Raw genomic sequence first — 23,553 nt, 5'->3', positions numbered from 1 at the left:
GAAACAATAAAAAATCTTATAAATACAGTTTTAGAGAGGTTATTTTTAACTGTAAACTGTCAACTGTAAACCGTAAACTGGTTTTAGTAGAAAGGATAGATGATAACTATGCCATTTAGTACAGAGTTCTTCTCTAAACATAAAGAACTTATCTATAAAATAGCATTAGCAGTCTTAATTATCTTATTTTTATTGAACTTTGCAGTCTCAGATACTTATAAATTAGAAGCATTTGAGATAGAACTCGATTTGAGCTTATCAACAACTCCTTCTACTATTATTAAATTTCCACCCATTGGTCAAGTATTTGCTAGGACTCACTTGACCCCTATCGATTTGAGATTGACTTTAGAGGCGATTCATCAAGAGCGATTAACAGAGATTATCGCTGATGTTACTGATAGTGAAGAGCTAGTAGAGTTAATGAGAAGTCGGGCCAAAGGAATTTTAGACTTGTTTGCTCTTAGATTGGCTTTAATAACAGTTCTAGGTGGGATAGTGGGAGCTAGTTTACGGGGGATTTCTGCTAATTCAGTTTTGATTGGAGTTATGGTAGCAATTGTAATTATCTCGATGCTCTATGTAGGAACGTACCATACGTATGATCTAACAGCTTTTGATGACCCTCACTTTGAAGGGATGTTAGAAGCTGCTCCTTGGATGGTTGGTTTGATTCAAGAAGGTTTAGAGAATATTGAACAATTAGGCTCTGAATTTGAGTTAATTGCCTCTAACATGTCTCAGTTATTTACTAGGATTGAGGCTTTACAGCCATTAGCTCAGCAAGTTGGTGATTTGCAGGTCTTGCATTTATCAGATATCCATAATAACCCCGTTGGGTTACAATTTGTAATTCAAATTGCTAATAGCTTTGGGGTTGATTTAGTGATTGATACAGGAGATATTACTGATTATGGAACACCTTTAGAAGGGGGATTGTTGGATAGGGTAGAAAAGTTAGAGTTGCCTTATGTATTCATAGGAGGGAATCATGACTCGCCAACCATTATCGATAAGATGGCAGAGTTTGAAAACTTGATCGTCTTAGAGAGTGATGTTGTAGAAATAAATGGTCTAACCATTGCTGGAATAGCTGATCCTGCTGCTGAAAGTAATGAGATCAGTCCTCAGATAGAAAATATAGGGAAGTATCAACAAGAGTTAAAAGAGCTAGTAACGGATTTAGAAACGACTCCAGATATAGTAGTAAGCCATCAGTTAGGGATAGCTGACCCACTTATTGGAGAGATTCCTGTCTTATTACATGGCCATACTCATACCTTTAATATCTCTCAAGAAGAGGGAACTACGATTATTGATGCAGGAACGACAGGAGCAGCAGGACTTAGAGGATTACAACATGAGGAGGGGATTCCTTACTCTGTAGCTTTATTACATTATAACTTAACTGAGGATGATGAATATAAACTTGATATAGTTGATATTATCAAGCTTCATGATCGCCATGGTGGTTTCATTCTGGAAAGACAATTAGTTGAAGAATAATTGGAGGTGGAACTAATGAGGGTGTTTATTGCATTAGAGTTGGCAAGAAATGTCCAGCAAAAGTTAGAAAAGACTACTAATATGCTACGAGACTGTTCACAACAGGTTAACTGGGTGAAGCCTTTTAATTTTCACCTAACTCTTAAATTCTTAGGAGAGATAAGAGAAGAACAGCTTGAAGAGATTGAAGAAGAGTTAACTGGACTTAAAGAGGTTAAAGAACCTTTCAAGATTCTGCTTGATGGTCTGGGTGCTTTTCCTAATTTAGAGTATCCTAAAGTGATCTGGGTTGGAATTGAAGAAGGAAGGGAACAATTAGTTAGATTACAAGAAGAGATAGAAGATAGACTGGCTGATTTAGGTTTTGAACGGGAGCAAAGAGAGTATACACCTCATGTTACTCTTGGTAGGGTCAAACAGAAGGATGGCTTAGAAGGGATTAAGAAGCAACTGGATGATTTTCCTTTTAGAATTAGTGCTAGCCAGAAGGTAGAGCAGATTTCTATTATTAAGAGTGAATTAACTGCAAGAGGGCCAATTTATACCACCTTAAGTGAGATAAAGCTTTAAATTTAAGATTGATTTTCAGATTTAGATAACTTATAATTAATGTGTAACATAGAAAAAGTTTGATAAATAAAAGGAGTGAAGTGTTAATGGCAATAGATGAGAAGAAGAAAGCGTTAGAGAGGACATTAAATCAGATTGAGAAAGAATTTGGTAAAGGTTCGATTATGAAGTTAGGCGATGCTAAGAAGATGGACGTAGAGACTATTTCGACAGGAGCTCTTTCTTTAGATGTTGCCTTGGGTGTAGGTGGAATTCCTAGGGGGAGAATTGTTGAGGTCTTTGGCCCTGAATCCTCTGGAAAGACTACCGTAGCTTTACATATGATTGCTGAGGTGCAGCGAGAAGGAGGAGTAGCAGCTTTTATTGATGCTGAGCATGCATTGGATCCTAAATATGCTAAGAATTTAGGGGTTGATATTAAGGAATTACTTGTTTCTCAGCCTAATACCGGTGAAGATGCCTTAGAAATCTGTGAAGCATTAGCAAGGAGTGGAGCGATTGATCTAGTAGTTATTGACTCTGTGGCAGCTTTGGTACCTAAAGCAGAGATTGAAGGTGAAATGGGAGATGCTCATGTTGGATTACAGGCCCGCTTGATGTCACAGGCAATGCGGAAGTTATCAGGGGTGTTGAGTAAATCTGACTGTACTTGTATCTTTATTAATCAGATTAGAGAGAAAGTAGGGGTTATGTTTGGCAATCCAGAAACGACTTCTGGAGGACGAGCTCTTAAGTTTTACTCTTCAGTACGATTAGATATTAGAAGAAGACAGACTATTAAAGATGGTGATGATTATAAAGGTAATCGTACTAAAGCTAAAGTAGTTAAAAATAAGGTGGCTGCACCTTTCAAGACGGCAGAATTTGACATTATGTATGGAACAGGGATCTCTGAATCAGGTTGTATTTTAGATATGGGAGTAGAATATGATGTGGTTGATAGAGCTGGTTCTTGGTACTCTTATGGAGAAGATATTAGATTAGGTCAGGGAAGAGAAAATTCCAAAGAGTTTTTAGAAGAAAATCCAGAAATAATGGAAGAGATAGCAGAAAAGATCAAAATTAAATTAGGTTTAATTGATGAAGAAGATGCTGATGTGGAGTTGGAGGACAGCAAGGAAGAAGAGGAAGATGAGTCAGTAGAAAAGGAATCTGCTTAAAGAAAAGACCCTTCATGATGAAGGGTCTTTTAATTGTGGAGGGGAAATAAATAATGAAATCAATTGGCAAGATTACAAAGATAGAGCAGCAGAAAAATAACAAGGAGCGTTGTTCTATCTTCTTAGATCATGAATTTTTAGTTGGGGTCAATGCAGAGTTGATCTATAAGTTGAAGTTAAGTGTGGGTGATGAGGTAACGGAAGAATTATTAAACCAAGTACTTGATGAAGAGGATTTATTACAGGCTAAGCAAGCTGCTTTTAATCTATTATCATATCGGCAACGTAGCCAACAGGAGTTGCAGGATAGGTTGGCCCGGAAGGGATTTGGATTTGCTGTGATTGAACAGGTTATTGAAGTTTTAAATAGATTAGATTATCTTGATGATCGGGAGTTTGCTAGTAATTGGATCAAGGATCGTAGGCGGAAGAAGTTTGGCCCGTGGCGTATAAGAAAACAGTTACAGGAAAAAGGAGTCGCTACTAATATTATAGAAGAAGAATTAAGTAAGGAGTATGATTTTGAATTAGAATGTGAACTTGCTTTTGAGTTGGCTAGAAAAAAGAGTGGTCGCTATCGAGGCTTAGATTCTAGAGAACAGAGATATAAATTAGGACAAGTATTAAAGCGGAAGGGGTTTTCCTTCGAAGCGGTTAATCGGGTGTTAGATAGATTAGAAATTGGTTGAAAGGGGGCTTAAGATGAAGTTGTTAGTGATGACAGATACTCATATTAGAGGAACTACTCCTGGTCGTAGGATGGATAACTTTAAGGAAACGTTATTGAAAAAATTAAAAGAAGTAAAGCAGATAGCAATTGAAGAAGAAGTTGATTTTATCTTACATGGAGGAGATTTATTTGATCGACCTGATACAGCTCCTTCTGTAGTCAATGAATTTATTAATGTATTATGTGATTATCCTGTTCCGATTTATTTGGTGGCTGGGAACCATGACTTATTTGGTCATAATCCTGAGACTCTACCACGGACAATGCTGGGAGTATTGGTCGCCTCAGGTGTTGTCAATTTGGTATCAGAGGAGCCTATCTTGTTAAGTAAAGATGGGATTGATCTACAGTTAACTGGGAAGAGCTTTGATTATGAGGTTGACTCTAAGAATACAACTGCTTACAGTGTAAAGAAAGCAGAAGATGTAGATTATGCTTTACATTTAGTTCATGGAATGTTATTAGAGCGACCTTTTTTTGATCAAGGTTATACTCTAATTGAAGATGTTGAGACTGAAGCTGATTTAATTGTTGTGGGACATTATCATCTAGGCTTTGGTAAACTAGAATTCAATGGGACTAAATTTTTAAATCCAGGGGCGTTGGCCCGGATTAGTGCTGATCTAAAGGAGATTAAGAGAAAGCCTCAAGTAGCATTAGTTGATTTTAAAGAAGAGATTGATATTCAATTAAGAGAGTTAGAAACTGCTTCTAAAGGAGCAGAAGTTTTGGATAGAAGCGAGATTGAAGATGTTAAATTCAGGGAAAAGAAATTGGCTAATTTTATTAGAGAGGTTAAAGCAACTGAACAATTCAAGGTCTTTTCTAGCACTGATATTTTGGATAAACTGGCTACTAATAATCAACTAGAATCGGAAGTGGTTGCTGAAGCAAGAGAAAGAATCGGTCAGGCTCAGGAGAGGTTAGGGGGGAGTAATTGATGCAGAAGATAAGAGCGATTGAGATTAATAATTTTCAATCTCATGCCGATTCTAGGTTGGAATTTGAGGAAGGGCTAAATGTAATTACAGGGCCTTCTGATCAAGGGAAGTCAGCTATTATCAGGGCTTTAAGATGGGTCTTATATAATGAACCACGAGGAACAGATTTTATTAGGACAGGCACTAATAGTTGTCAAGTGACTATAGAATTGGATAATGAATTTAAGATTACTAGAAAGAGAACCAAAAAGGAGAATAGGTATGAATTGATTACTCCTGCAGGAGAAGAGCATGTTTTTGAAAAGGTAGGAAGTAAGGTGCCCCAAGAGATAAAAGATGTACATGGGATGCCTAAAATTAAGCTTGATAGTGACTTAGAAGCTACACTAAATTTAGATTATCAATTGGATGGTGCTTTTTTATTGAATGCTCCTATTACAAAGCGGGCCAAGGTATTGGGGAGATTGATTAAAGTACATATTGTTGATGCTGCTATTAGAGATACAAGCAAAGATTTAAGAGAATTAAAACAGGAAGAAAAAAGAGTTAAACAGGAGCTAGTAGAGCTTGACAATAAATTAGAAGAGTTTAATGATTTACCTGCTTTAGCTAAGGAAATTAAGAAGCAAGAAGAACTGTTAGTTCAAATTAAGAAGATTAACCAAAAAGTAACGGAGATCAAATCCTTTCAACAACGAATGAACTTACTTGATCAAAAATTAAATAAGTGGCACAAGCTTGATCAAAAATTGGGTAATTTAACAGAGATAGAAGGTATCTATGATAAAATAACGGCTAAATCTGAACAATTACGAGCATTAAAACAACTTCTTAAACGTAAGAGTAAAATAGAAGATGGTTTAGATCAGGCAGCTAAATATATGAAAGGCCTTGAAAATGTTAAAGAGATTGAGCAGATTTATAAGCAGTTAGAAGAAAAATGGGAATGTTATCAGAGATTAAAAGGATTTTCGAGTAAACTTAATCAAATTAGTACTAGGATAAAGCAGAATAAAGGGTTAATTGAGAAGACAGATGGAGTAGAAGAGAGTAGTCAGATTTTGAATGATAAATTAGTGACAGTTAATAAAAAAATAACTGCATTGTTACAATTTAAAGATGATTTAGTTAAGGTTGAGCAGTCGATTGATAAGAAGCAAGAGTTACTTAATTTGTTGCCAGAAGTTGAACAAGTAGATCAAGTTCAGAGTCAACTTTTACAAAGTTATAAGCAATTAGAGCAGTTAAGTGAGTTAGCAGCTAGGAAAGAAGTTATTGAAACTAGGATTAAGAATACTACAGTAGAATTGGAACAGGGAAGTAAAGAGAATAAAAAGTTGGTAAGAGAGTACAGTAAGAAGCTAAAAACAATGGGCAAATGTCCAACCTGTTTTAGTGCTGTTGATCAACAGGTAATCCAAGGAATTATTAATAATTATAGGGGGAATTAAGGTGGAAGCTTATAAAGCTGAAATTGATAAGTTAAAGAAGCAGTTGAATAAGGCTAAAAACTTGAAGGTGAAAACTGAAACTAGAATGGAAGAATTGAAAAAACAGAGAAAAGAGCTATTAGCTGAAATAAAGAAGTATGATATTGAACCCGAGAATTTGGAGCAAGAGATTGAGAAGCTGGAAGGGGAATTAGGGAGTCTACTTGCTAAAGCAGAGCAGTTATTACCAGATGATGATATTTTGCAATGTAAGAAGGTGAAGTAAGATGAAAGTTGAGAAGTTTTTAAATAGATTAGAAACTAATCTGCAACAGAAAAAATCTGAGTATGATCGTCGACAAGGAAGAAAAGAGCAACTCTTAGAAGTAAAGCAGCAGAAAAAAGATGATTTAGAGCAGGTTAGAGTTGACCGAGATCTATTAGATAAGGTTAATATTTTATTGCAAGAGACTTCAGAGTATGCTAGGGAACAGGCTAAACAACAGATAGAGGCCTTAGTAACTCAGGCATTACAATATGTATTTGGAGATGAATTCAGCTTTGAGATTGAGCTTAAAGAATCTAGGAATCAACCGGCGGCCGAATTTTATGTTGTCTCTCAACGGGGGGACTATAAATTAAGAAATAAACCTCAAGATGCTAGAGGTGGAGGAGTAGTTGATGTTGTTTCATTGGCTTTGCGGGTTGCTATTTTACAGTCTTATCAGCACCCACCATTGGCTGGTCCTTTGGTTCTAGATGAACCAGCCAAGCATGTCAGTGAGGAGTATATTGTTAATGTAACTCAGTTTTTGAAGAAGGTAAGTGAAATGTTTGATAGACAGGTTATAGTTGTAACTCATCAGCGTCATTTGACTCAAGTAGCCGATAGATCATTTAAAGTAGAATTAATTGGAGAAGAAAGCCAACTAACAACTGATATTATATCTTGACATAGTCAAGTGAAGAAGATAAAATGTAAGCAGAGTGTTTTTAATCTTTGGGGCTTCATCTTTACAGAAGACTCAAGGTTAGATTTATTATAGTTGGCCCTATAAAACTGAAATGATATTTTAAGATGGAGAGTAACGCTCGAGATATATTCAACTTAACAATTAAATAGAGAATGGAGGTGAGATAGATTGGGAAATTTTTTAATGATTATTAGTGGGTTAATAATAGGAATTATTATTGGCTTTATTATTAGAAAATATATTGCAGAAAGTAAGATTGAATCTGCTGAAAAAGAAGCTGAAAAGATTGTTGATAACGCCAATAGAGAGGCTGAGTCTACAAAAAGAGAAATTTTAGTAGAAGCTAAAGAAGAAGCACATGAAATAAAAGAGGAAGTTGAGCAAGATTGTAGAGAGCGTAGAAATGAGCTACAAGAGATTGAAAAAAGATTATTAAAGAAGGAAGAAAACTTAGAGAATAAAGCTGATAATTTGGCTAACAAAGAAGATATCATTAAAAAGAGAGAAACAATTACTAGACAGAAGAAGGAAGAAATTGAACAGTTACATCAAAAGCATGTTAATCGACTAGAAGAGCTATCAGGTTTGACAACTGAAGAAGCTAAAGAGTTATTATTAAGTCGAGTAGAAGATGAAATTGAGCATGAAACAGCTAAGATGATTAAAGAGCTAGAAGCTCAAGCTAGAGAAGAAGCGAATAAAAAGGCTAAAGAGATTATTTCATCTGCTATTCAAAGATGTGCAGCAGACCATGTAGCTGAGACAACCGTTTCTGTTGTGTCTCTACCTAATGATGAAATGAAGGGACGAATTATTGGTAGAGAAGGAAGAAATATTAGAGCACTAGAAAGTTTAACTGGGATTGATTTAATTATTGATGATACGCCAGAGGCAGTTGTGTTATCTGGATTTGACCCAATCAGAAGGGAAGTTGCTCGGATTGCTTTAGAAAAATTAATTGTAGATGGAAGAATTCATCCAGCTAGGATTGAAGAGATGGTTGAAAAAGCTAAGGAAGAAATTAATGATACAATTTATGAAGTTGGAGAGCAAGCAACTTTTGATACTGGGGTTCATGGATTAAATAATAAAATCATAAAGTTATTAGGTAGATTGAAATATCGTACAAGCTATGGTCAGAATGTTTTACAACATTCGATTGAAGTTTCTTATTTAGCTGGAGTTATGGCAGCAGAATTAGGAGCAGATGTTAATATAGCTAAAAGAGCAGGGTTATTACATGATCTAGGAAAAGCAATTGATCATGAAGTTGAGGGGCCACATGCTAAGATCGGAGCTGATATAGCGAGAAAGCATGGTGAATCAGAAAAGATACTTCATGCCATTGCTGCTCATCATGATGATGTAAAAGCTAATTCGATTGAGGCTGTTTTAGTTGCTGCAGCTGATGCTGTTTCTGCAGCAAGACCAGGAGCAAGACGTGAAACGCTTGAATCATATGTTAAGAGGCTAGAGAATTTAGAGAATATAGCTGATTCCTTTAATGGAGTAGATAAAGCTTATGCTATTCAGGCTGGACGGGAGATTAGAATCATGGTAGAACCTGATCGAGTTGATGATGCTAAAGCAAGTAAGTTAGCTTATAATGTCTCTAAGAAAGTTGAAGATGACTTGGAATACCCAGGTCAAATTAAGGTGACAGTAGTACGTGAAACAAGAGCAGTAAATTATGCTAAGTAATAAATAATAAGGGATGATCACTTTTAAGTGATCATCCCTTATTATTTTTAATCTTAAAGTGTGGTTTTATTACAAAATAGCTTAAGTCTAAGGTTGAGGAAATGGTTTTTATTACGAAGGGTTTTTATAAACCCGAAGGTGAGGTTAAGTCAACCATTAAATTCATAAGGTTTTTAGGTCTTACTTAAACTTAGACTTGGACTTAAACTTAAGCTATTTATCAATTAATGTAAATTTAATTCATAATTAAAATAAAAACTATAATTTTCAATGTTATTTAAGCAGGATTTGCTGAATTTAATACAGAATAATATATACTGAACCCTAAAAGGAGTGATAGTAAATGAGAGCAAGTAATCAAACTAATAAATCAGACAGTAGTGTAGATTTAGTAACTTCTATTTTATTAAAGTATCCTGTGATAAATACCGTAAATATTAATTTAGAAGAAAGAGAGCTAGAAATATCTTTTTTAGTTGAAGAAGTAGGGACTGATATTAGTTGGGAAGAAGAGAAAGCTTACTTAATACGCAATTTTAATTTGTTTAACAAGTTTCAAAATAAAGCTGGTGCTGGAATTAAGTTACAAATAAATAGAGAAAATTATTGTGGCCTAAGTAAAGTAAATTTAGTTAGAAATTTAAATGAATTATCACAACAGGAAATGGATTTTATGATTAAATTGATTAAAGAAACCTTTGCAGAAAGGTTATTAAAAAATCAGTTACATGAGCAAAGCTTTTCTTTTGACTTAGTTAAATCTATTGATGGAATATTAGCTCAAATTGAGGAGTTAGAATATAGAGAGAAATATTTAGGGTTTAGAGAAAAAGATAAAATTTTAGTTTTTAATAAAAATAAGTAAAGGATACATATTTTTTGTCGGTTTGGGTACAATTAAGAAAGGGGAATTGATGTGAAAGTCTTGATGATTGGTGATATAGTAGGAAGGGCAGGTAGAAGAGCAGTTAGGGAAGTATTACCTGCTATTAAGAAAGAAGCTGAAATTGATTTTGTAATTGCTAATGGGGAAAATGCAGCAGGAGGTTTTGGTTTAACAGAAGCAGTAGCAGAAGAATTGATCGATTATGGAATAGATTTATTGACAACTGGCAATCATACTTGGGATAATAAGGAGATTTATGAATTTATTGATGAGACTGCAAAGGTAATTAGACCTTATAATTATCCTACTCAAGTACCAGGTGTTGGAATAAAAATTATTGAACAAAATAAATTGAGTTTAGGAGTTATTAATTTGATAGGAAGAGTTTATTTAGGGGATTATGACTGTCCTTTTCGCTCTTTAGATGAGGCGGTAGCAGAGATTAAAGATCAAGTAGATGGGATTGTTGTTGATTTTCATGCTGAGGCTACTTCAGAGAAAGAAGCGTTAGGCTGGTATGCTGATGGTAAGGTAGGAGCAGTTGTAGGAACTCATACTCACGTTCAAACGGCTGATGAACGGCTTTTGCTTCAAGATACAGCTTATATAACTGATTTAGGAATGACAGGAGCTATAGATTCAATTTTAGGAATGAATATTGATGAACCATTAGAAAGGTTCTTAACTCAAATGCCGCAAAGGTTTAAAGTGGCTACCGGAGATACTCAATTATGTGGTTTGATGGTAGATATTGATGATAGAACGGGAAAATCTAAGAAAATTAAGAGGATTAAGAGAATACATAAGCTTAATAGCTAATAAATCAAATAAAAAATGATAAATTTTATTATCTATGAAGGAATTATTTTGTAAATCTTGAAATAAGTATGTAGTGTAGTAGAATGAAAAAAAGGAGGTATTTTACATGGAAGTACTAAAGGTATCATCTAGTTCAAGTCCAAATTCAGTAGCTGGAGCTCTGGCAGGAGTTTTAAGGGAAAGAGGTGGAGCAGAGCTTCAAGCAATAGGAGCTGGGGCATTGAATCAAGCAGTTAAAGCAGTAGCTATCGCCAGAGGCTTTGTAGCACCAAGTGGTGTTGATTTAATTTGTATTCCAGCTTTTACGGATATTGAGATTGATGGTGAAGAGAGAACGGCTATTAAATTGATTGTAGAGCCAAGATAAGTTCTAATATAATTGAATAAGTAGGAGTTTAAAGGGTGAAAGCGACCTGCAATTCTGAATTATCAGAATTGTGGGTCGTTTTTTGTCGTTGTATAGAGAATTTTTTTAAATTGAATAATTTTTATTGTTTAGATAAAACTAGTTGTTGATAGGTAAATGTTTTAAATTAAAAGTAGTTTGAAGTGGGGGGATTAATAAAAATGCCAATTGGGATTATAATTTTAATTGTAATACAGATTTTGGTTTATTTTGGTGTTGCAGAAGAGATGCTTAATGAAATGGGATTGACTACAAGCATGGCTTTTCTTTTTCTAACGTTAATGATTTTAGGTAGCTTTGTTGATATTCCAATTAGTAGTGAACCGGTAGTTACTCTCAATGTTGGAGGTGCAATTCTTCCTATTGCTCTTGCACTTTATATTCTGTTTAATGTAGAAGAAAAAAGGGTTATATATAGAACTTTGTTATCTGTTTTGATTGCAGGAGGAGTAATTTATGGTGTCAATACATTATTTCAATTTGAAGAAGGTCATACTTTATTTGATATTAATTATTTATATCCAGTGATTGCTGCAGTTATTTCCTACTTAATTGCTCGTTCAAGAAGAGCAGCCTTCATTACAGGAGCTTTAGGGTTTTTAATGTATGATCTGATCCACCTTGGTAGAATTACTTTGGGTGGTATACCAGGAGAAGCAGAGATTGGAGGAGCAGGTGCTTTTGATGCAATAGTACTTAGTGGGATTTTTGCTGTTTTATTAGTAGAGATTTTTGGTGAAACAAGAGAGAGGTTAGCAGCAGGTGGTAATAAAGGTGAGAAGGATAGAGATAATAAGAGGAACTTTGATCGGAAGTTGGTTCATTCTGAGTTTGGGGAATTAGGTTATAAAGAGAAAGAAGAAGAACAACAAGAAGAGCGAGGTGAAGATGATGAAGAATAGAATAACTTTCAATGTAATAATTACTTTAACATTCTTTCTACTGATCAACCTGATAATAATGCCAACCTCTTTTGCTCACCTTGCTGAAGAAGGTTACTTTAATGTAATAGATCAGGAGACAGAAGAGGTTGTTTTCAGTACTGCTAAGAGTATCAGTGTCAATGATTATTTTATTACGCAGGATAACAAACAATATAGAATTATTGAAGTTGATGCTGAAGAAGGAGAAGGGGTTGCTGAATTTGAAAAAGAGGTTGAGTTATTAGAGAGTAGGGATGATATCTTGGCCCTTACGCAAGGATTACTTGCTCAGCAAGAGGATAGAATGATTGGGATGTATAATACTCATAATCCTGAATCATATGTGCCAGAAAGTGGAACGGAAGCTAAGCCTGGGGATGGAGATATCTTTCCTGTTACAGAGAGATTTAAAGAGAGTTTAGAGGAAAAGGGCATAGAAGTAGTTCATGATAGATCACATCATGATCCTATTGATGGGGGTGCTTATCAGCGTTCAAGACCTACTGCCAAAAAGTTGGCTGAACAAGCTCCTGACACAATTTTAGATATTCATCGTGATGGTGTTCCTGACCCTGAAGAATATATAACTACTATTGATGGAGAAGAAGTAGCTCAAGTTAGATTAGTAGTAGGACGACAAAATCCAGGAATGGAAGCTAATGATGAATTTGCTAAACAGATTAAAGCAGTTGCTGATGAACAATATCCAGGATTAATTAAAGATATTTTTTATGCTGATGGAACTTATAATCAAGATTTATCACCACGGTCAATGTTATTAGAATTTGGAACTCATACTTTATCTAGAGAACAAGCTGCTGCTAGTACAGTATACTTTGCTGATGTTATAGAACAGTTATTATATGGGGGAGCAGAAGGCGAAGGATTACAAGATGAAGCTGCACAATCTACTGGTGCTCTTAGATCGGTTGGAATTATTTTAGCTATTGTAATAATCGGTGGAGGAATATTATTAGTAATTAATGCAGGTAGTCTTCAAGGGGCAATAGATAGAATTAAAAACTTAGGTGGATTAGGAAGTGCACTAGGAGCTAAAGGAAAAGAAGAAGATGATGATGATGAGTAGAAGTGGGGGATAAAATGGATGGATATGAGCAGATGATTTTGCTAGGGATTGGTTTAGGTACTTTAATTAGAATGATAGAATTAAAGGTTGATTATAGACAATATCCAGGATATCCTCATGGTTATGTTGTTCATACTACTTTAGGTTTTATTGCTGCTGCTTTAGGGGCATTAGTTATTCCAGCTTTATTAGAAGAAAATTATGTTGCAGTTACAATTTTAGGAGCAGCAGCTCAACAGTTTCAAAGTATCAGGACAATGGAGAGAGATTTTTTAACTGAAATAGAAGAAACAGAGCTGGTACCACGAGGTATAGCATATATAGAGAATATAGCTAAGGTGTTTGAAGCTAGAAATTATTTGGCAATGATTACTGCTTTTATTACAACAATAGGATATTATTTTTTTAATTTAATTGGAGGTTTGATTGCTGGTGGATTGATTGCTTATTTTTTAGATCGGGTTATGGTTCAAGATACAGTAGGGAATATTGCTAATATACGAGTAAAGGATTTGGAGTTTTCCGGGCCAACAGGGAGTAATATTGGGGTTGAAGATGTAGTGATGATGAATGTAGGATTAAATGAAGCTTTAGAAGAGTGGGAAAAATCGGGGATAGGGATTGTAATTGAACCTAAAGATGACGATGCGCGAGCTACTTTAGCCAATATTGGTCAAAGGCAGGCAATTGTTCATGATGTAGCAAATCAATTAGGAGTCAAACTAGATATTGGGGTTGTTGACTATACACCTTTAGCTAGATTGAATTTAGATACAGGAAGGGTTTATATGATCATTATTCCTATTGAACCTGATGAAGAATGTGTTAAAGAAGCAGTTAGCTCCACACCGATTTTGGAAGAGGCGCGAAGAAGACCTTTAGAATCAAAAGCAGGTAGTGCAGCTGCAGATTAGGAGGCTTTTATGGAGAGTAAGGATTTAAAAGCTTTTGTTATAAAAGAGGAAGATAAAGAAAAAATTGATAATGGAGGAGTACCAGTTTTTTATGCTAGTGATGATGAGGAATTAGAGTATATTGCTATGTTAATGGCCCGTATAACGGATACTATGGTACATGATTTGGGAAATGGAGTTCGTATCTTAATCAATCATTAGGAGCACAATATATGAAAATTATTTATTATGGAGAGTATAGCTTAGGATTACCATTAATAGCTGCTTCTTTTTATTTAGGTACTATCAATAATAAAAAAGACCTAGAGGATAAATTAGCTGTATTTAAGTTAAATAATGAGAAGAATACTGGTGAGTTAGTTTATGTAGATACTGATGAGTTAGGAAATGAAGTCTTTATTTTAGGATGTAAAGCTCAAGTATTACTTGTTAAAAGAATGCTAGCAGGGTTTAAAGAGATTTTTGCCCTGGAAAATGAAGTCATATTGATTGAGACTACTTCTTTTAATAATAATTTAACTAAACTTGGAAAAATATTAATAAAGCTTGGGTTTGCTGGGGTTGGACTTTCGATAATTAAAGCAGGAATCAAATCTGATTATAAGCAAATAAAACAGCAAGTAATTAGAATTAAAGAAAGGATAGCTAATTAAGGTGAAGGTTATATATTATTGTTATGGAAGTGCCCATACTTCAGTCTTAGCTGCTGCTCTTCATGTAGGATTGTTGCCATTACAGAAAAAAGCGGATAGTGAAACAATTAAAAATTTACCATACTATGATCAGGTAGAGTCTGATCAAATAGGTTCTCCTATCCTTTATGGAGAAGATGATTTAAAGAATCAAGTTTATATTTTAGGATTGGGTGGAGAAAGAAAACTAATGAAACAGATACTATATAATTATCTTGAGTTATGTGGGGTTAACACAAATGATATTATGCTAATTGGTGCTTTAACTCATGCTAACTTATGGACTAAAGTTGGAGGCTTTTTATCTAGAAGATGTGGTATAATTACTTTAGGTAGGCCGTTAACAATCTATTCGCTATTAAAAGAGTACGACTGTTATGTCGATTTAGTATTGAATGTAAAACAGAGATTAAAGCAGATAGCTAAAGCCGACTAGTTTAGATGAGCTAGTCGGTTTACTTATCTAGGGTGTATTACAATAATGTGGTACTTTTGTGCCACATAATTGAGTTGATAGTTTACGGTTTACAGTTTACAGTTAAGATCAAAATCTTAAAAGCTTAAAACCTATGAAAAGCTTTAGAATTACAGGTTTAGAGTAGTTTTGATTTTAAGGTTTTAACTGTCAACCGTCAACTGTAAACTGTACACTGATATTTAGTGGCAAAGTGCCACTAAATATCAATTAAGCTTGATTTTCTTAATTGACTTGACGAAATTGATTCAATATAAGATAATAAGTAAGAAGAGAATTAGGAATTTGGCATTGGGGTGAAATAATGGAGAATAATGAAATTGTTAATTTAGATAAGTGTTTGGAAATTGAAGGAATAGATGAAGGTAGTATTGCAGAAGAATTAGGATTGGAAGTTGGAGATAAAATATTTAAGATTAATGGTACAGAAATCAGAGATTTTATAGACTATAAATTTTTAATGACAGATATTTATTTAGAGGTTGAGGTTATTAAACAAGATGAAGAATATTGGGTGTTAGAGATTGAAAAGGAGTATGACGAACCTTTAGGAGTTCAATTTTCTGAAATTATATTTGATGGGTTGAAAAAGTGCCATAATAATTGTATCTTTTGTTTTGTTGATCAGGCTCCTTCAGAGTCTAGAACTACCTTAAATTTAAAAGATGATGATTATAGATTCTCTTTTTTAGAAGGAAGTTATATAACTTTAACGAATTTATCTGAAACAGAGCTTAAACGAATTAAGAGGATGCAATTAAGCCCTTTGAATGTTTCTGTACATAGTACTGAAGCTGAATTAAGAGAAAAGATGCTTAATAATAAGCATGCAGGAAGGATATTAGAGCAGATTGAAGAATTAACTACAGCTGGTATAGAGCTGAATACTCAAGTAGTCTTATGTCCAGGAGTAAATGATGGAATTTATCTAGAAAGAACGATTGAAGATTTAGCAGGATTTCTTCCTCAGATTAAATCATTAGCTATTGTACCAGTGGGATTAACAAAGTTTAGAGAGGGATTATCTGACTTAAGATCTTTTAGTAGACAAGAGGCTAAAGAATTAATCAATTTGGTTAAAGAGTGGCAAACTAAGTTTAGGGCCAAGTATGGTATTAGTTTTGTTTATCTGGCTGATGAGTTTTACTTTTTAGCAGATCAAGAATTACCACTTGCTGAAGAGTATGATGACTTTCTTCAATTGGAGAATGGGGTAGGGATGGCTAGGTTATTTTGGGATCAATTTTCTAAATTAGAAGGTGATTTACCGGACAAGCTTTCTCAAAAGCGAGTGGTTTCAATTGTCAGCGGAGTCTTAGGGGCCAAAGTATTAGAGCCGATTATTACTAGGTTGAATCAGATTGAAAATTTAACAGTTGAGTTAATAGTAGTAGAAAATGATTATTTTGGTTCAGAAGTAACGGTGACTGGACTGTTAACTGGAGGGGATATTTTAGAAAAGTTGCAAGAGATAAAACAGTTAGGAGAGATGATAATTATTCCAGAAGTTTTACTTAATGAAGAAAAGTTATTTTTAGATGATTTGAGTTTAGATGAATTTAAATCTCAAATTCCAGTTGAAGTTAAAACAGCTAACAATGAACCAAGTGCTTTATTAGAACAGATATTTAGAGAAAATTATGGAGGTGCTGAAAATGAATAAGCCAGTAGTGGCAATTGTTGGACGTCCCAATGTAGGTAAGTCAACATTATTTAATAGAATAGTTGGGGATAGAGTTTCTATTGTTGAAGATGAACCGAGTATTACAAGAGATAGGTTATATTCTGATACAGAGTGGTTAGGTAGACCATTTTTATTGGTTGATACAGGAGGAATTGAGTTAGATGCTGATACAGAATTGAAAGATAAGATGCGTTATCAAGCACAGATGGCTATTGATGAGGCTGAAGTGATCTTATTTGTAGTCGATATTAGAGAAGGGTTGACTGTTACAGATAGAGAAGTAGCTGATTTTTTACGACAATCAAATAAAGAAGTAATCGTTGTTGCTAATAAAGCTGAAAATCATGAACAGGCAGAAATGGACAAGTATGATTTTTATGAATTAGGATTTGGAGAGGTTAATTTAATTTCTGCTCAACATGGTTTAGGAACTGGAGATTTATTGGATGAAGTAATTAGCCATTTCCCGGAGCAAGAGGATGATGATTATGCAGAGGATGCAATTAAAATTTCGATTATTGGGAGGCCAAATGTCGGTAAGTCTTCCTTAGTTAATAAGATTTTAGGTGAAGAGAGGGTGATTGTCAGTGATATAGCTGGGACTACTCGAGATGCAATCGATACCTATTTTGAGCATGATGATAAAGATTATGTGATTATTGATACTGCAGGAATTAGAAGAAAAGGGAAGGTTAATTTAGGAGTTGAGCGTTATAGTGTAATTCGTTCTTTAAGAGCGATAGATCGTTCTGATATTGCTTTAATGGTAATAGATGCTACAGAAGGAATGACAGAGCAGGATAAAAAGGTTGCTGGTTATGCCCATGAAGAAGGAAAAGGTATTATTCTAGTAGTTAATAAGTGGGATTTAGTTGAGAAGGATGGCCGAACAATGAACCGTTATTTAGAGGAAATTAGGTATGAAGCTAAGTTTTTGAATTATGCACCGGTTACTTTTGTTTCAGCTTTGACTGGAAAAAGAGTTTTAGAAGTACTAGAGATTGCAAATTATGTAGCAGAACAACATGCTAGAAGGGTAGATACTAGTGTTTTAAATAATGTAATTGAAGAGGCAACAGCTATGTTTCAAGCTCCAGCTAATAAGCAAGGAAAGAGATTAAAGATTTATTATGGAACTCAACCACGGGTTAAACCACCTACATTTATAATGTTTGTTAATGATCCTGAGTTGATTAATTTTGCTTATCGTCGTTATTTAAAGAATCAGTTGAGAAAAGCGTTTGGATTTGAAGGAACACCAATTAAATTAATAATTAGAGAGAGAAGTTAGGAGGGGAATTAATGGTCAGATTAGTATTAGCAATGGGAAATAGTTATCTATTAGGATCAATTCCCTTTGGCTTGCTGGTAGCTAAGTTTGTTAAGGGGGTAGATATTCGGAAGTATGGTAGTGGTAATATTGGTGCTACCAATGCTTATCGCATCATGGGCTTAGGAATGGGAATTTTAGTTGCCTTATTGGATATTGGAAAAGGATTTTTAGGTGTTACTATAGCAAGTAGATTATTTCAAGGAGAGCCTTTTTTGATCTTGCTGATAGGTGTGATGGCTATTGTTGGTCATAACTGGTCTCTATTCTTAAAGTTTACTGGAGGGCGAGGAGTAGCTACTTCTGTTGGAGTTTTGATCAGTTTGGCCCCTGGGGCAATTTTGATTGTATTTATTGTTTGGGTATTGATTGTGGCTACAACGAAGTATGTTTCCCTAGGTTCAATTGTAGGGGCAACTTTAATTCCAATTATGATGTTTTTATTTAATAAACCTACAGTTTATGTACTCTTTGGCTTATTGATAGCTATCTTTGTACTTTATGGACATAAACCAAATATCAAACGCTTATTAGCAGGGACTGAAAATAAAATTACCCAAAGCAAGGTTAAGAAAAAAGATTAAAGTAAAATTAATCGAGGAGGAGTTAAGATGAGTGATAAGATAGCAGTTATTGGTGGAGGAAGTTGGGGTACAGCATTGGCTGTATTACTCCATGACAATGGTCATGATGTCTGTTTAAGGGATATTTCTCAAGAAAAAGTAGATGAAATCAACCAAGAGCATATCAACTCTTATTTGCCAGACTTTAAATTACCTGAGGGATTAACAGCTACTACTGACCTTGAAGAAGCTGTAGCAGGGGCCAACGTTGTCTTAGTCGTTGTTCCGTCACATGTTGTCAGGACAGTAGCTCAGGAGTTAAAAGGATTATTAGATGAAGACACAATTATTGTTAGTGCTTCTAAAGGGATTGAAGAGGAGACCCATTTGAGGATGTCAGAGGTTTTAATGGATGAATTAGATAGTAAATTACATGATAATATATTTGTTCTAAGCGGGCCAACTCATGCTGAGGAGGTAGTCTTAGAGTTACCAACGACGATTGTAGTAGCAGGTAAGAATAGAAAGTTAGCTGAACGAGTACAGGATCTATTTATGAGCGATTACTTTAGAGTCTATACTAATCCTGATTTGGTTGGTGTTGAATTAGGAGCAGCAGTTAAGAATATTATTGCTATTGCTGCTGGAATTTCTGATGGTTTGGGATATGGTGATAATACATTAGCTGCTTTAGTTACTAGAGGAATAGCAGAGATAAAGCGGTTAGGTGCTGAATTAGGTGCTGATCCAATTACCTTTTCAGGCTTAGCTGGCTTAGGAGATTTAATTGTAACTTGTGCTAGTCAACATAGTCGTAATCGTCGCTTAGGTTACAAGATTGGTAGTGGATTGACCTTAGAGGAAGCATTAGATGAGATGCAGATGGTAGCCGAAGGAGTAAGAACTGCTAAGGCAGTTTCTGCTTTTGCTAAAGAATTAGATCTAGAGATGCCGATTACAAGTGAAATTTATCAAATTTTATTTGAGGATAAAGATCCTAAACAAGCTGTTAATGATTTGATGTTACGCGGAGCTAAGCATGAATTAGAGGAGATAGTGGAGAATAGCTGTTGGTAAAGAATAAATTTGTCTAATGGCAAATTTAGTTTTAGGTTAAGTTTAAGGATAAGTAACCCTTTTAAAAAAGCTTTAAGAACAAAGTCACTAAATTCATCTTAGTACAAATTGAATCAATTAAATAATAACTCATTTAGGGCAGGGGATAATATCTTCTGCTCTTTTGTCGTGTAGATATTAATTACAATAATGTGGCACTTTTGATATTGTGAAAACGTAAGGTCGACTCTCCGTGGTCGACCGTAGGGACAGGCACAGAGACCTGTCCTTACATGAGATCTTGCCTTTCTCGTAGGGGCGAACCCGTGTGTTCGCCCTTGTTAACCCGTGGTCAGACACATGGGTCTGACACTACATTTCAATTTAAAAAGTGACACTTTATATCAATAAAGTTTTAAAGTTCGTTGACTTAACCTCACCTTCGGGTTTATAAAAACCATTTCCTCAGTCGTAAACCATTTTCTCCCCTCCCGAGGAATAATATAAAATTCAGGTCATATATATATAATGATCTTTGAAAAATAATTGGCGAGGACTATTGATAAGCTTATCTTTTTAAGATCTGTAATGATTTATTTGGTCCCAGACTTAACCTTAGACTATGACCGTAGGTCATTTTATTCTTATAGGTTTGATTATAAAAGGGAGGGTACTTGATGGAAAGTTTTAGTGTTTATCAGGATATTGCAACCAGGACAAATGGGGACATTTATATTGGCATAGTAGGGCCAGTTAGAACCGGGAAATCTACATTTATCAAGAAGTTTATGGATTTATTAGTCTTACCTCATATTGAAGATCAACATATTCAGGAACGGGCTAGGGATGAACTGCCACAAAGTGGTGAAGGTAGAACAATTACTACAACTGAACCTAAATTCGTTCCTAATCAGGCAACTACGATTAATTTAGATGAGAATATTGATTGTAAGGTCAGGTTGGTTGATTGTGTTGGTTATAAGGTGCAGGGTGCTTTAGGATATGAAGAGGAAGAAGGGGCTAGAATGGTTACTACCCCTTGGTTTGAAGAAGCTATCCCTTTTCAAAAAGCTGCTGAAGTAGGAACAGAAAAAGTAGTTCAGGATCATTCTACAATTGGTTTAGTAGTTACCACTGATGGGACAATTACTGATTTACCTAGGGAAAGCTATATTGATGCTGAAAGAAGGGTTGTTGAAGAACTAGAGGAGTTAGGAAAACCATATATTATTGTACTTAATTCTACTCATCCAGAGAGTGAAGAGACTCAAGAGTTGGCTCAGCAATTAGAAGAAAAGTTCAATAAAAAAGTGATTCCTGTTAATTGCCTAGAATTAGAAGGTGATGATATTGTAAATGTATTAAGAGAAGTATTATATGAGTTTCCTTTGACAGAAATCAATATTGATTTACCACTATGGATCGATGAGTTGGATGAAGGACATTGGTTGAGTCAAGATATAGATGAAAGTATAAATCAAGCAATTCAAGAGTTATTTACTTTAAGAGATGTTGATAAATTACATGAGCAATTAAGTGAGAATGAAAATGCTAAAGATGTTGTAATATCTAATCTTGATTTGGGTAGCGGGATAGCTGCTTTAGATTTTAATTTAAAGGAGAATTTATTTTATGAAACGTTAGAAGAGATGACAGATTTAGAAATAGAGGGCCAACATCATCTATTTAATCTGGTCAAAGAGTTGAGTGTGATCAAAAAGGAGTATGATCAGGTAGCAGGTGCTTTACTTAAAGCTAAGGAAGAAGGATATGGAATTGTACAGCCTGAATTAGAAGATATGCTCTTTGAAGAACCAGAGATGATTAGGCGAGGAGGGCATTTTGGAGTTAAGTTGACAGCTTCTGCTCCTTCAATCCATTTGATTAGAGCAGATATCAAGACAGAAATATCTCCTGTCGTAGGTACAGAAGAAGAATGTGAAGAATTAATTCAGTTCTTTGAAGAGGAATTTGAAGCTAATCCGACTGCAATTTGGGATTCTGATTTCTTAGGTCGTTCGTTACATGATTTAGTTAAAGATGGAATTAATAACAAATTATACCGGATGCCTGTCAAGGCTCAAAACAAACTTCAGGATACTCTACAAAAAATAATAAATGACGGAAGTGGAGGCTTAATCTGTATTATCTTATAAAAATCGGTCTATAGACCGATTTTTTTCTTTGAATACTGTTTTTTTTATAAAAAAAGAAGGAATAATAAAGCGTGTCAAGAAGTCTATCTGTGGCATAATAATCAGTGGAAATGTTTAAATTACTAATAGGAGGTGAATTTATAATGGCAAAGAATATTACTAAAACTAAATTAGTAGAACAGATTGCTGAAAAAACAGGAATTACAAAAAAAGATACTAAGGAAACATTGGATGCTATGTTAGATATAGTGACTGAAAACTTAAAGGAAGAAGCTAAGAAGCCAGCTGATGAGCGGGCCAAAATTCAATTGATTGGATTTGGTAGTTTTGAAGTACGAGATCGTAGTGCTCGTACTGGGCGTAATCCACAGACTGGAGAAGAGATGCAGATTCCTGCTCGTACAGTTCCAGCTTTTAAGCCTGGTAAATCTTTAAAGGAAACTGTGAATGTAAAGTAAGTTACAGGTAGAGAAGTAATACTTTGATTAAAAATTTAAAATTTAAATTTTTAAGATATAGTGGGGGGCGGTAGTTACCCCCACTATATCTTTTCTAATCTAGATAGTTGTTAAAAATATTGATTAATTTGCAAATTGATTTAATTTTAATTATAATAGTAGATAATAATTTTAAGGAAGGGGAGTATTATGAGTAGCCAGAAGATATTTTTAAATGATAGACTAGTAGAGAAGGAAGAAGCTAAAATTTCTGTCTTTGATCATGGATTTTTATATGGTGATGGAATCTTTGAAGGGATTAGAGCTTACAATGGTAGAATCTTTCGCTTTGAAGAGCATTTAGATCGGTTATATGAGTCTGCTAAAGCAATCATGTTGGAGATACCATTAGGAAAAGATGAAATGAGAGAAGCAGTCTTAAAGACAATCAGGGCCAATGATTTAGAGGATGCCTACATTAGGTTGGTTGTTTCGCGGGGGGTTGGTGATTTAGGATTAGATCCTAATAAGTGTGATCAGGCAACTGTAATAATTATTGCGAGTGATATTACATTGTATCCTGAGGAGTTTTATGAAGAAGGTTTAGATGTGGTGACTGTTCCAACCCGTCGTAATATCCCTGAGGCTTTAAATCCAAGAATTAAATCACTTAATTATTTAAATAATATTTTAGCTAAGATTGAGGCCAATCAAGCAGGTGTTTTAGAAGCAGTAATGTTGAATAATGAAGGATATGTCGCAGAATGTACGGGTGATAATATCTTTATTATCAAGGATGGTGTTTTAAAGACTCCTCCTACATATATTGGAGCATTAAAAGGAATCAAACGGGGAGTAGTTTTAGAGGTTGCTCCAGAGTTTGATTTAGAGGTTAGAGAAGAGGTCTTTACTCGTCACGATCTATATACTGCTGATGAGTGCTTCTTAACTGGTACTGCTGCTGAGGTGATTCCAGTTGTCAAGATTGATTCTAGAGTGATTGGAGATGGACAACCTGGTAAGTATACTAAGCAGTTGATTACAGCATTTAGAGAGTTGGCCCAAACGACCGGTACTTTGATTTATGAAGAATAAAATAAAAATCAGTAACGT

The 23,553-nt window shown here is 34.7% G+C and carries 25 protein-coding genes; all 25 read left to right on the top strand.

Annotation, left to right across the window (positions count from 1 at the left end; genetic code table 11):
- The first annotated feature begins 108 nt into the window (after nt 1-108).
- The 25 genes from MWH28_RS10385 to ilvE all read left to right on the top strand — a co-directional run bounded on the left by MWH28_RS10385 (nt 109) and on the right by ilvE (nt 23,535).
- Nucleotides 109-1,506 carry a metallophosphoesterase family protein gene (locus MWH28_RS10385; RefSeq protein WP_248619304.1) on the top strand — a complete coding sequence of 466 codons (1,398 nt, stop codon included), beginning with the start codon at nt 109-111 and terminating at the stop codon, nt 1,504-1,506.
- 15 nt (nt 1,507-1,521) lie between these two features.
- On the top strand, nt 1,522-2,076 hold the full coding sequence (gene thpR, locus MWH28_RS10380) for an RNA 2',3'-cyclic phosphodiesterase (protein ID WP_248619303.1): 555 nt from the start codon (nt 1,522-1,524) through the stop codon (nt 2,074-2,076).
- 86 nt (nt 2,077-2,162) lie between these two features.
- Nucleotides 2,163-3,236 (top strand): recombinase RecA, encoded by a 1,074-nt coding sequence (gene recA, locus MWH28_RS10375; RefSeq protein ID WP_248619302.1) that lies wholly within the window; start codon nt 2,163-2,165, stop codon nt 3,234-3,236.
- 53 nt (nt 3,237-3,289) lie between these two features.
- Complete coding sequence (locus MWH28_RS10370; protein ID WP_248619301.1) at nt 3,290-3,925, top strand: RecX family transcriptional regulator; 636 nt, start codon at nt 3,290-3,292, stop codon at nt 3,923-3,925.
- A 13-nt stretch (nt 3,926-3,938) separates the two neighbouring features.
- Entirely contained in the window at nt 3,939-4,907 is a 969-nt protein-coding gene (locus MWH28_RS10365; RefSeq protein WP_248619300.1) for a metallophosphoesterase family protein, read from the top strand.
- On the top strand, nt 4,907-6,358 hold the full coding sequence (locus MWH28_RS10360; protein ID WP_248619299.1) for an AAA family ATPase: 1,452 nt from the start codon (nt 4,907-4,909) through the stop codon (nt 6,356-6,358). The genes MWH28_RS10365 and MWH28_RS10360 overlap by 1 nt, the downstream gene beginning before the upstream one ends.
- A gap of 1 nt (nt 6,359) precedes the next feature.
- The gene (locus MWH28_RS10355; protein WP_248619298.1) at nt 6,360-6,623 is read left to right on the top strand and encodes a hypothetical protein; all 264 of its coding nucleotides are present in this window, start codon (nt 6,360-6,362) and stop codon (nt 6,621-6,623) included.
- A gap of 1 nt (nt 6,624) precedes the next feature.
- Nucleotides 6,625-7,290, top strand: a complete 666-nt coding sequence (locus MWH28_RS10350) for a DNA repair protein RecN (RefSeq protein WP_248619297.1) — start codon at nt 6,625-6,627, stop codon at nt 7,288-7,290.
- Between the two features lie 204 nt (nt 7,291-7,494).
- Complete coding sequence (gene rny, locus MWH28_RS10345; RefSeq protein WP_248619320.1) at nt 7,495-9,012, top strand: ribonuclease Y; 1,518 nt, start codon at nt 7,495-7,497, stop codon at nt 9,010-9,012.
- Nucleotides 9,013-9,355: 343 nt separating this feature from the next.
- On the top strand, nt 9,356-9,877 hold the full coding sequence (locus MWH28_RS10340; protein ID WP_248619296.1) for a hypothetical protein: 522 nt from the start codon (nt 9,356-9,358) through the stop codon (nt 9,875-9,877).
- Nucleotides 9,878-9,928: 51 nt separating this feature from the next.
- On the top strand, nt 9,929-10,717 hold the full coding sequence (locus tag MWH28_RS10335; protein ID WP_248619295.1) for a TIGR00282 family metallophosphoesterase: 789 nt from the start codon (nt 9,929-9,931) through the stop codon (nt 10,715-10,717).
- A 106-nt stretch (nt 10,718-10,823) separates the two neighbouring features.
- Nucleotides 10,824-11,084: a stage V sporulation protein S gene (locus tag MWH28_RS10330; protein WP_248619294.1), complete on the top strand. Its 261-nt coding sequence runs from the start codon at nt 10,824-10,826 to the stop codon at nt 11,082-11,084.
- Nucleotides 11,085-11,284: 200 nt separating this feature from the next.
- Complete coding sequence (locus MWH28_RS10325) at nt 11,285-12,025, top strand: DUF1614 domain-containing protein (RefSeq protein ID WP_248619293.1); 741 nt, start codon at nt 11,285-11,287, stop codon at nt 12,023-12,025.
- Nucleotides 12,015-13,133 (top strand): stage II sporulation protein P, encoded by a 1,119-nt coding sequence (gene spoIIP, locus MWH28_RS10320; protein WP_248619292.1) that lies wholly within the window; start codon nt 12,015-12,017, stop codon nt 13,131-13,133. Before MWH28_RS10325 ends, spoIIP begins: the two co-directional genes overlap by 11 nt.
- Before the next feature lie 14 nt (nt 13,134-13,147).
- Nucleotides 13,148-14,047, top strand: coding sequence for a YIEGIA family protein (locus tag MWH28_RS10315; protein ID WP_248619291.1), 900 nt, complete (start codon nt 13,148-13,150; stop codon nt 14,045-14,047).
- A 9-nt stretch (nt 14,048-14,056) separates the two neighbouring features.
- Complete coding sequence (locus MWH28_RS10310) at nt 14,057-14,248, top strand: capping complex subunit for YIEGIA (RefSeq protein WP_248619290.1); 192 nt, start codon at nt 14,057-14,059, stop codon at nt 14,246-14,248.
- An 11-nt stretch (nt 14,249-14,259) separates the two neighbouring features.
- A complete protein-coding gene (locus tag MWH28_RS10305; protein ID WP_248619289.1) occupies nt 14,260-14,700 on the top strand; it encodes a DUF3189 family protein in 441 nt (146 codons plus the stop codon).
- Between the two features lies 1 nt (nt 14,701).
- The gene (locus MWH28_RS10300; protein ID WP_248619288.1) at nt 14,702-15,175 is read left to right on the top strand and encodes a DUF3189 family protein; all 474 of its coding nucleotides are present in this window, start codon (nt 14,702-14,704) and stop codon (nt 15,173-15,175) included.
- A 343-nt stretch (nt 15,176-15,518) separates the two neighbouring features.
- Nucleotides 15,519-16,877, top strand: a complete 1,359-nt coding sequence (locus tag MWH28_RS10295; protein WP_248619287.1) for a DUF512 domain-containing protein — start codon at nt 15,519-15,521, stop codon at nt 16,875-16,877.
- Nucleotides 16,870-18,189 carry a ribosome biogenesis GTPase Der gene (gene der / locus MWH28_RS10290; RefSeq protein ID WP_248619286.1) on the top strand — a complete coding sequence of 440 codons (1,320 nt, stop codon included), beginning with the start codon at nt 16,870-16,872 and terminating at the stop codon, nt 18,187-18,189. Before MWH28_RS10295 ends, der begins: the two co-directional genes overlap by 8 nt.
- 11 nt (nt 18,190-18,200) lie before the next feature.
- Nucleotides 18,201-18,812 (top strand): glycerol-3-phosphate 1-O-acyltransferase PlsY, encoded by a 612-nt coding sequence (gene plsY, locus MWH28_RS10285; RefSeq protein ID WP_248619285.1) that lies wholly within the window; start codon nt 18,201-18,203, stop codon nt 18,810-18,812.
- A gap of 27 nt (nt 18,813-18,839) precedes the next feature.
- Nucleotides 18,840-19,868: an NAD(P)H-dependent glycerol-3-phosphate dehydrogenase gene (locus tag MWH28_RS10280; protein WP_248619284.1), complete on the top strand. Its 1,029-nt coding sequence runs from the start codon at nt 18,840-18,842 to the stop codon at nt 19,866-19,868.
- A gap of 656 nt (nt 19,869-20,524) precedes the next feature.
- A complete protein-coding gene (gene spoIVA, locus MWH28_RS10275) occupies nt 20,525-22,003 on the top strand; it encodes a stage IV sporulation protein A (protein ID WP_248619283.1) in 1,479 nt (492 codons plus the stop codon).
- Nucleotides 22,004-22,146: 143 nt separating this feature from the next.
- On the top strand, nt 22,147-22,461 hold the full coding sequence (locus MWH28_RS10270; RefSeq protein WP_282580204.1) for an HU family DNA-binding protein: 315 nt from the start codon (nt 22,147-22,149) through the stop codon (nt 22,459-22,461).
- A 189-nt stretch (nt 22,462-22,650) separates the two neighbouring features.
- A complete protein-coding gene (gene ilvE, locus MWH28_RS10265; protein ID WP_248619282.1) occupies nt 22,651-23,535 on the top strand; it encodes a branched-chain-amino-acid transaminase in 885 nt (294 codons plus the stop codon).
- The last annotated feature ends 18 nt before the right edge of the window (nt 23,536-23,553 follow it).

The sequence above is a fragment of the Natroniella sulfidigena genome (genome assembly GCF_023223645.1).
Lineage (GTDB): Bacteria > Bacillota > Halanaerobiia > Halobacteroidales > Halobacteroidaceae > Natroniella > Natroniella sulfidigena.
Note: the sequence above shows the minus strand (reverse complement) of the source record. Positions and strands in the feature narration are given on the sequence as shown.

What these genes read in the sequence shown, in the direction of transcription:
- MWH28_RS10310 (WP_248619290.1), top strand. Translation starts at nt 14,057, where the DNA reads ATGGAGAGTAAGGATTTAAAAGCTTTTGTTATAAAAGAGGAAGATAAA.
- recA (WP_248619302.1), top strand. Translation starts at nt 2,163, where the DNA reads ATGGCAATAGATGAGAAGAAGAAAGCGTTAGAGAGGACATTAAATCAG.
- MWH28_RS10315 (WP_248619291.1), top strand. Translation starts at nt 13,148, where the DNA reads ATGGATGGATATGAGCAGATGATTTTGCTAGGGATTGGTTTAGGTACT.
- MWH28_RS10325 (WP_248619293.1), top strand. Translation starts at nt 11,285, where the DNA reads ATGCCAATTGGGATTATAATTTTAATTGTAATACAGATTTTGGTTTAT.
- MWH28_RS10295 (WP_248619287.1), top strand. Translation starts at nt 15,519, where the DNA reads ATGGAGAATAATGAAATTGTTAATTTAGATAAGTGTTTGGAAATTGAA.
- MWH28_RS10305 (WP_248619289.1), top strand. Translation starts at nt 14,260, where the DNA reads ATGAAAATTATTTATTATGGAGAGTATAGCTTAGGATTACCATTAATA.
- rny (WP_248619320.1), top strand. Translation starts at nt 7,495, where the DNA reads ATGATTATTAGTGGGTTAATAATAGGAATTATTATTGGCTTTATTATT.
- MWH28_RS10280 (WP_248619284.1), top strand. Translation starts at nt 18,840, where the DNA reads ATGAGTGATAAGATAGCAGTTATTGGTGGAGGAAGTTGGGGTACAGCA.
- MWH28_RS10365 (WP_248619300.1), top strand. Translation starts at nt 3,939, where the DNA reads ATGAAGTTGTTAGTGATGACAGATACTCATATTAGAGGAACTACTCCT.
- MWH28_RS10370 (WP_248619301.1), top strand. Translation starts at nt 3,290, where the DNA reads ATGAAATCAATTGGCAAGATTACAAAGATAGAGCAGCAGAAAAATAAC.
- thpR (WP_248619303.1), top strand. Translation starts at nt 1,522, where the DNA reads ATGAGGGTGTTTATTGCATTAGAGTTGGCAAGAAATGTCCAGCAAAAG.
- spoIIP (WP_248619292.1), top strand. Translation starts at nt 12,015, where the DNA reads ATGAAGAATAGAATAACTTTCAATGTAATAATTACTTTAACATTCTTT.
- MWH28_RS10350 (WP_248619297.1), top strand. Translation starts at nt 6,625, where the DNA reads ATGAAAGTTGAGAAGTTTTTAAATAGATTAGAAACTAATCTGCAACAG.
- MWH28_RS10385 (WP_248619304.1), top strand. Translation starts at nt 109, where the DNA reads ATGCCATTTAGTACAGAGTTCTTCTCTAAACATAAAGAACTTATCTAT.
- der (WP_248619286.1), top strand. Translation starts at nt 16,870, where the DNA reads ATGAATAAGCCAGTAGTGGCAATTGTTGGACGTCCCAATGTAGGTAAG.
- MWH28_RS10360 (WP_248619299.1), top strand. Translation starts at nt 4,907, where the DNA reads ATGCAGAAGATAAGAGCGATTGAGATTAATAATTTTCAATCTCATGCC.
- spoIVA (WP_248619283.1), top strand. Translation starts at nt 20,525, where the DNA reads ATGGAAAGTTTTAGTGTTTATCAGGATATTGCAACCAGGACAAATGGG.
- plsY (WP_248619285.1), top strand. Translation starts at nt 18,201, where the DNA reads ATGGTCAGATTAGTATTAGCAATGGGAAATAGTTATCTATTAGGATCA.
- MWH28_RS10340 (WP_248619296.1), top strand. Translation starts at nt 9,356, where the DNA reads ATGAGAGCAAGTAATCAAACTAATAAATCAGACAGTAGTGTAGATTTA.
- MWH28_RS10270 (WP_282580204.1), top strand. Translation starts at nt 22,147, where the DNA reads ATGGCAAAGAATATTACTAAAACTAAATTAGTAGAACAGATTGCTGAA.
- ilvE (WP_248619282.1), top strand. Translation starts at nt 22,651, where the DNA reads ATGAGTAGCCAGAAGATATTTTTAAATGATAGACTAGTAGAGAAGGAA.
- MWH28_RS10330 (WP_248619294.1), top strand. Translation starts at nt 10,824, where the DNA reads ATGGAAGTACTAAAGGTATCATCTAGTTCAAGTCCAAATTCAGTAGCT.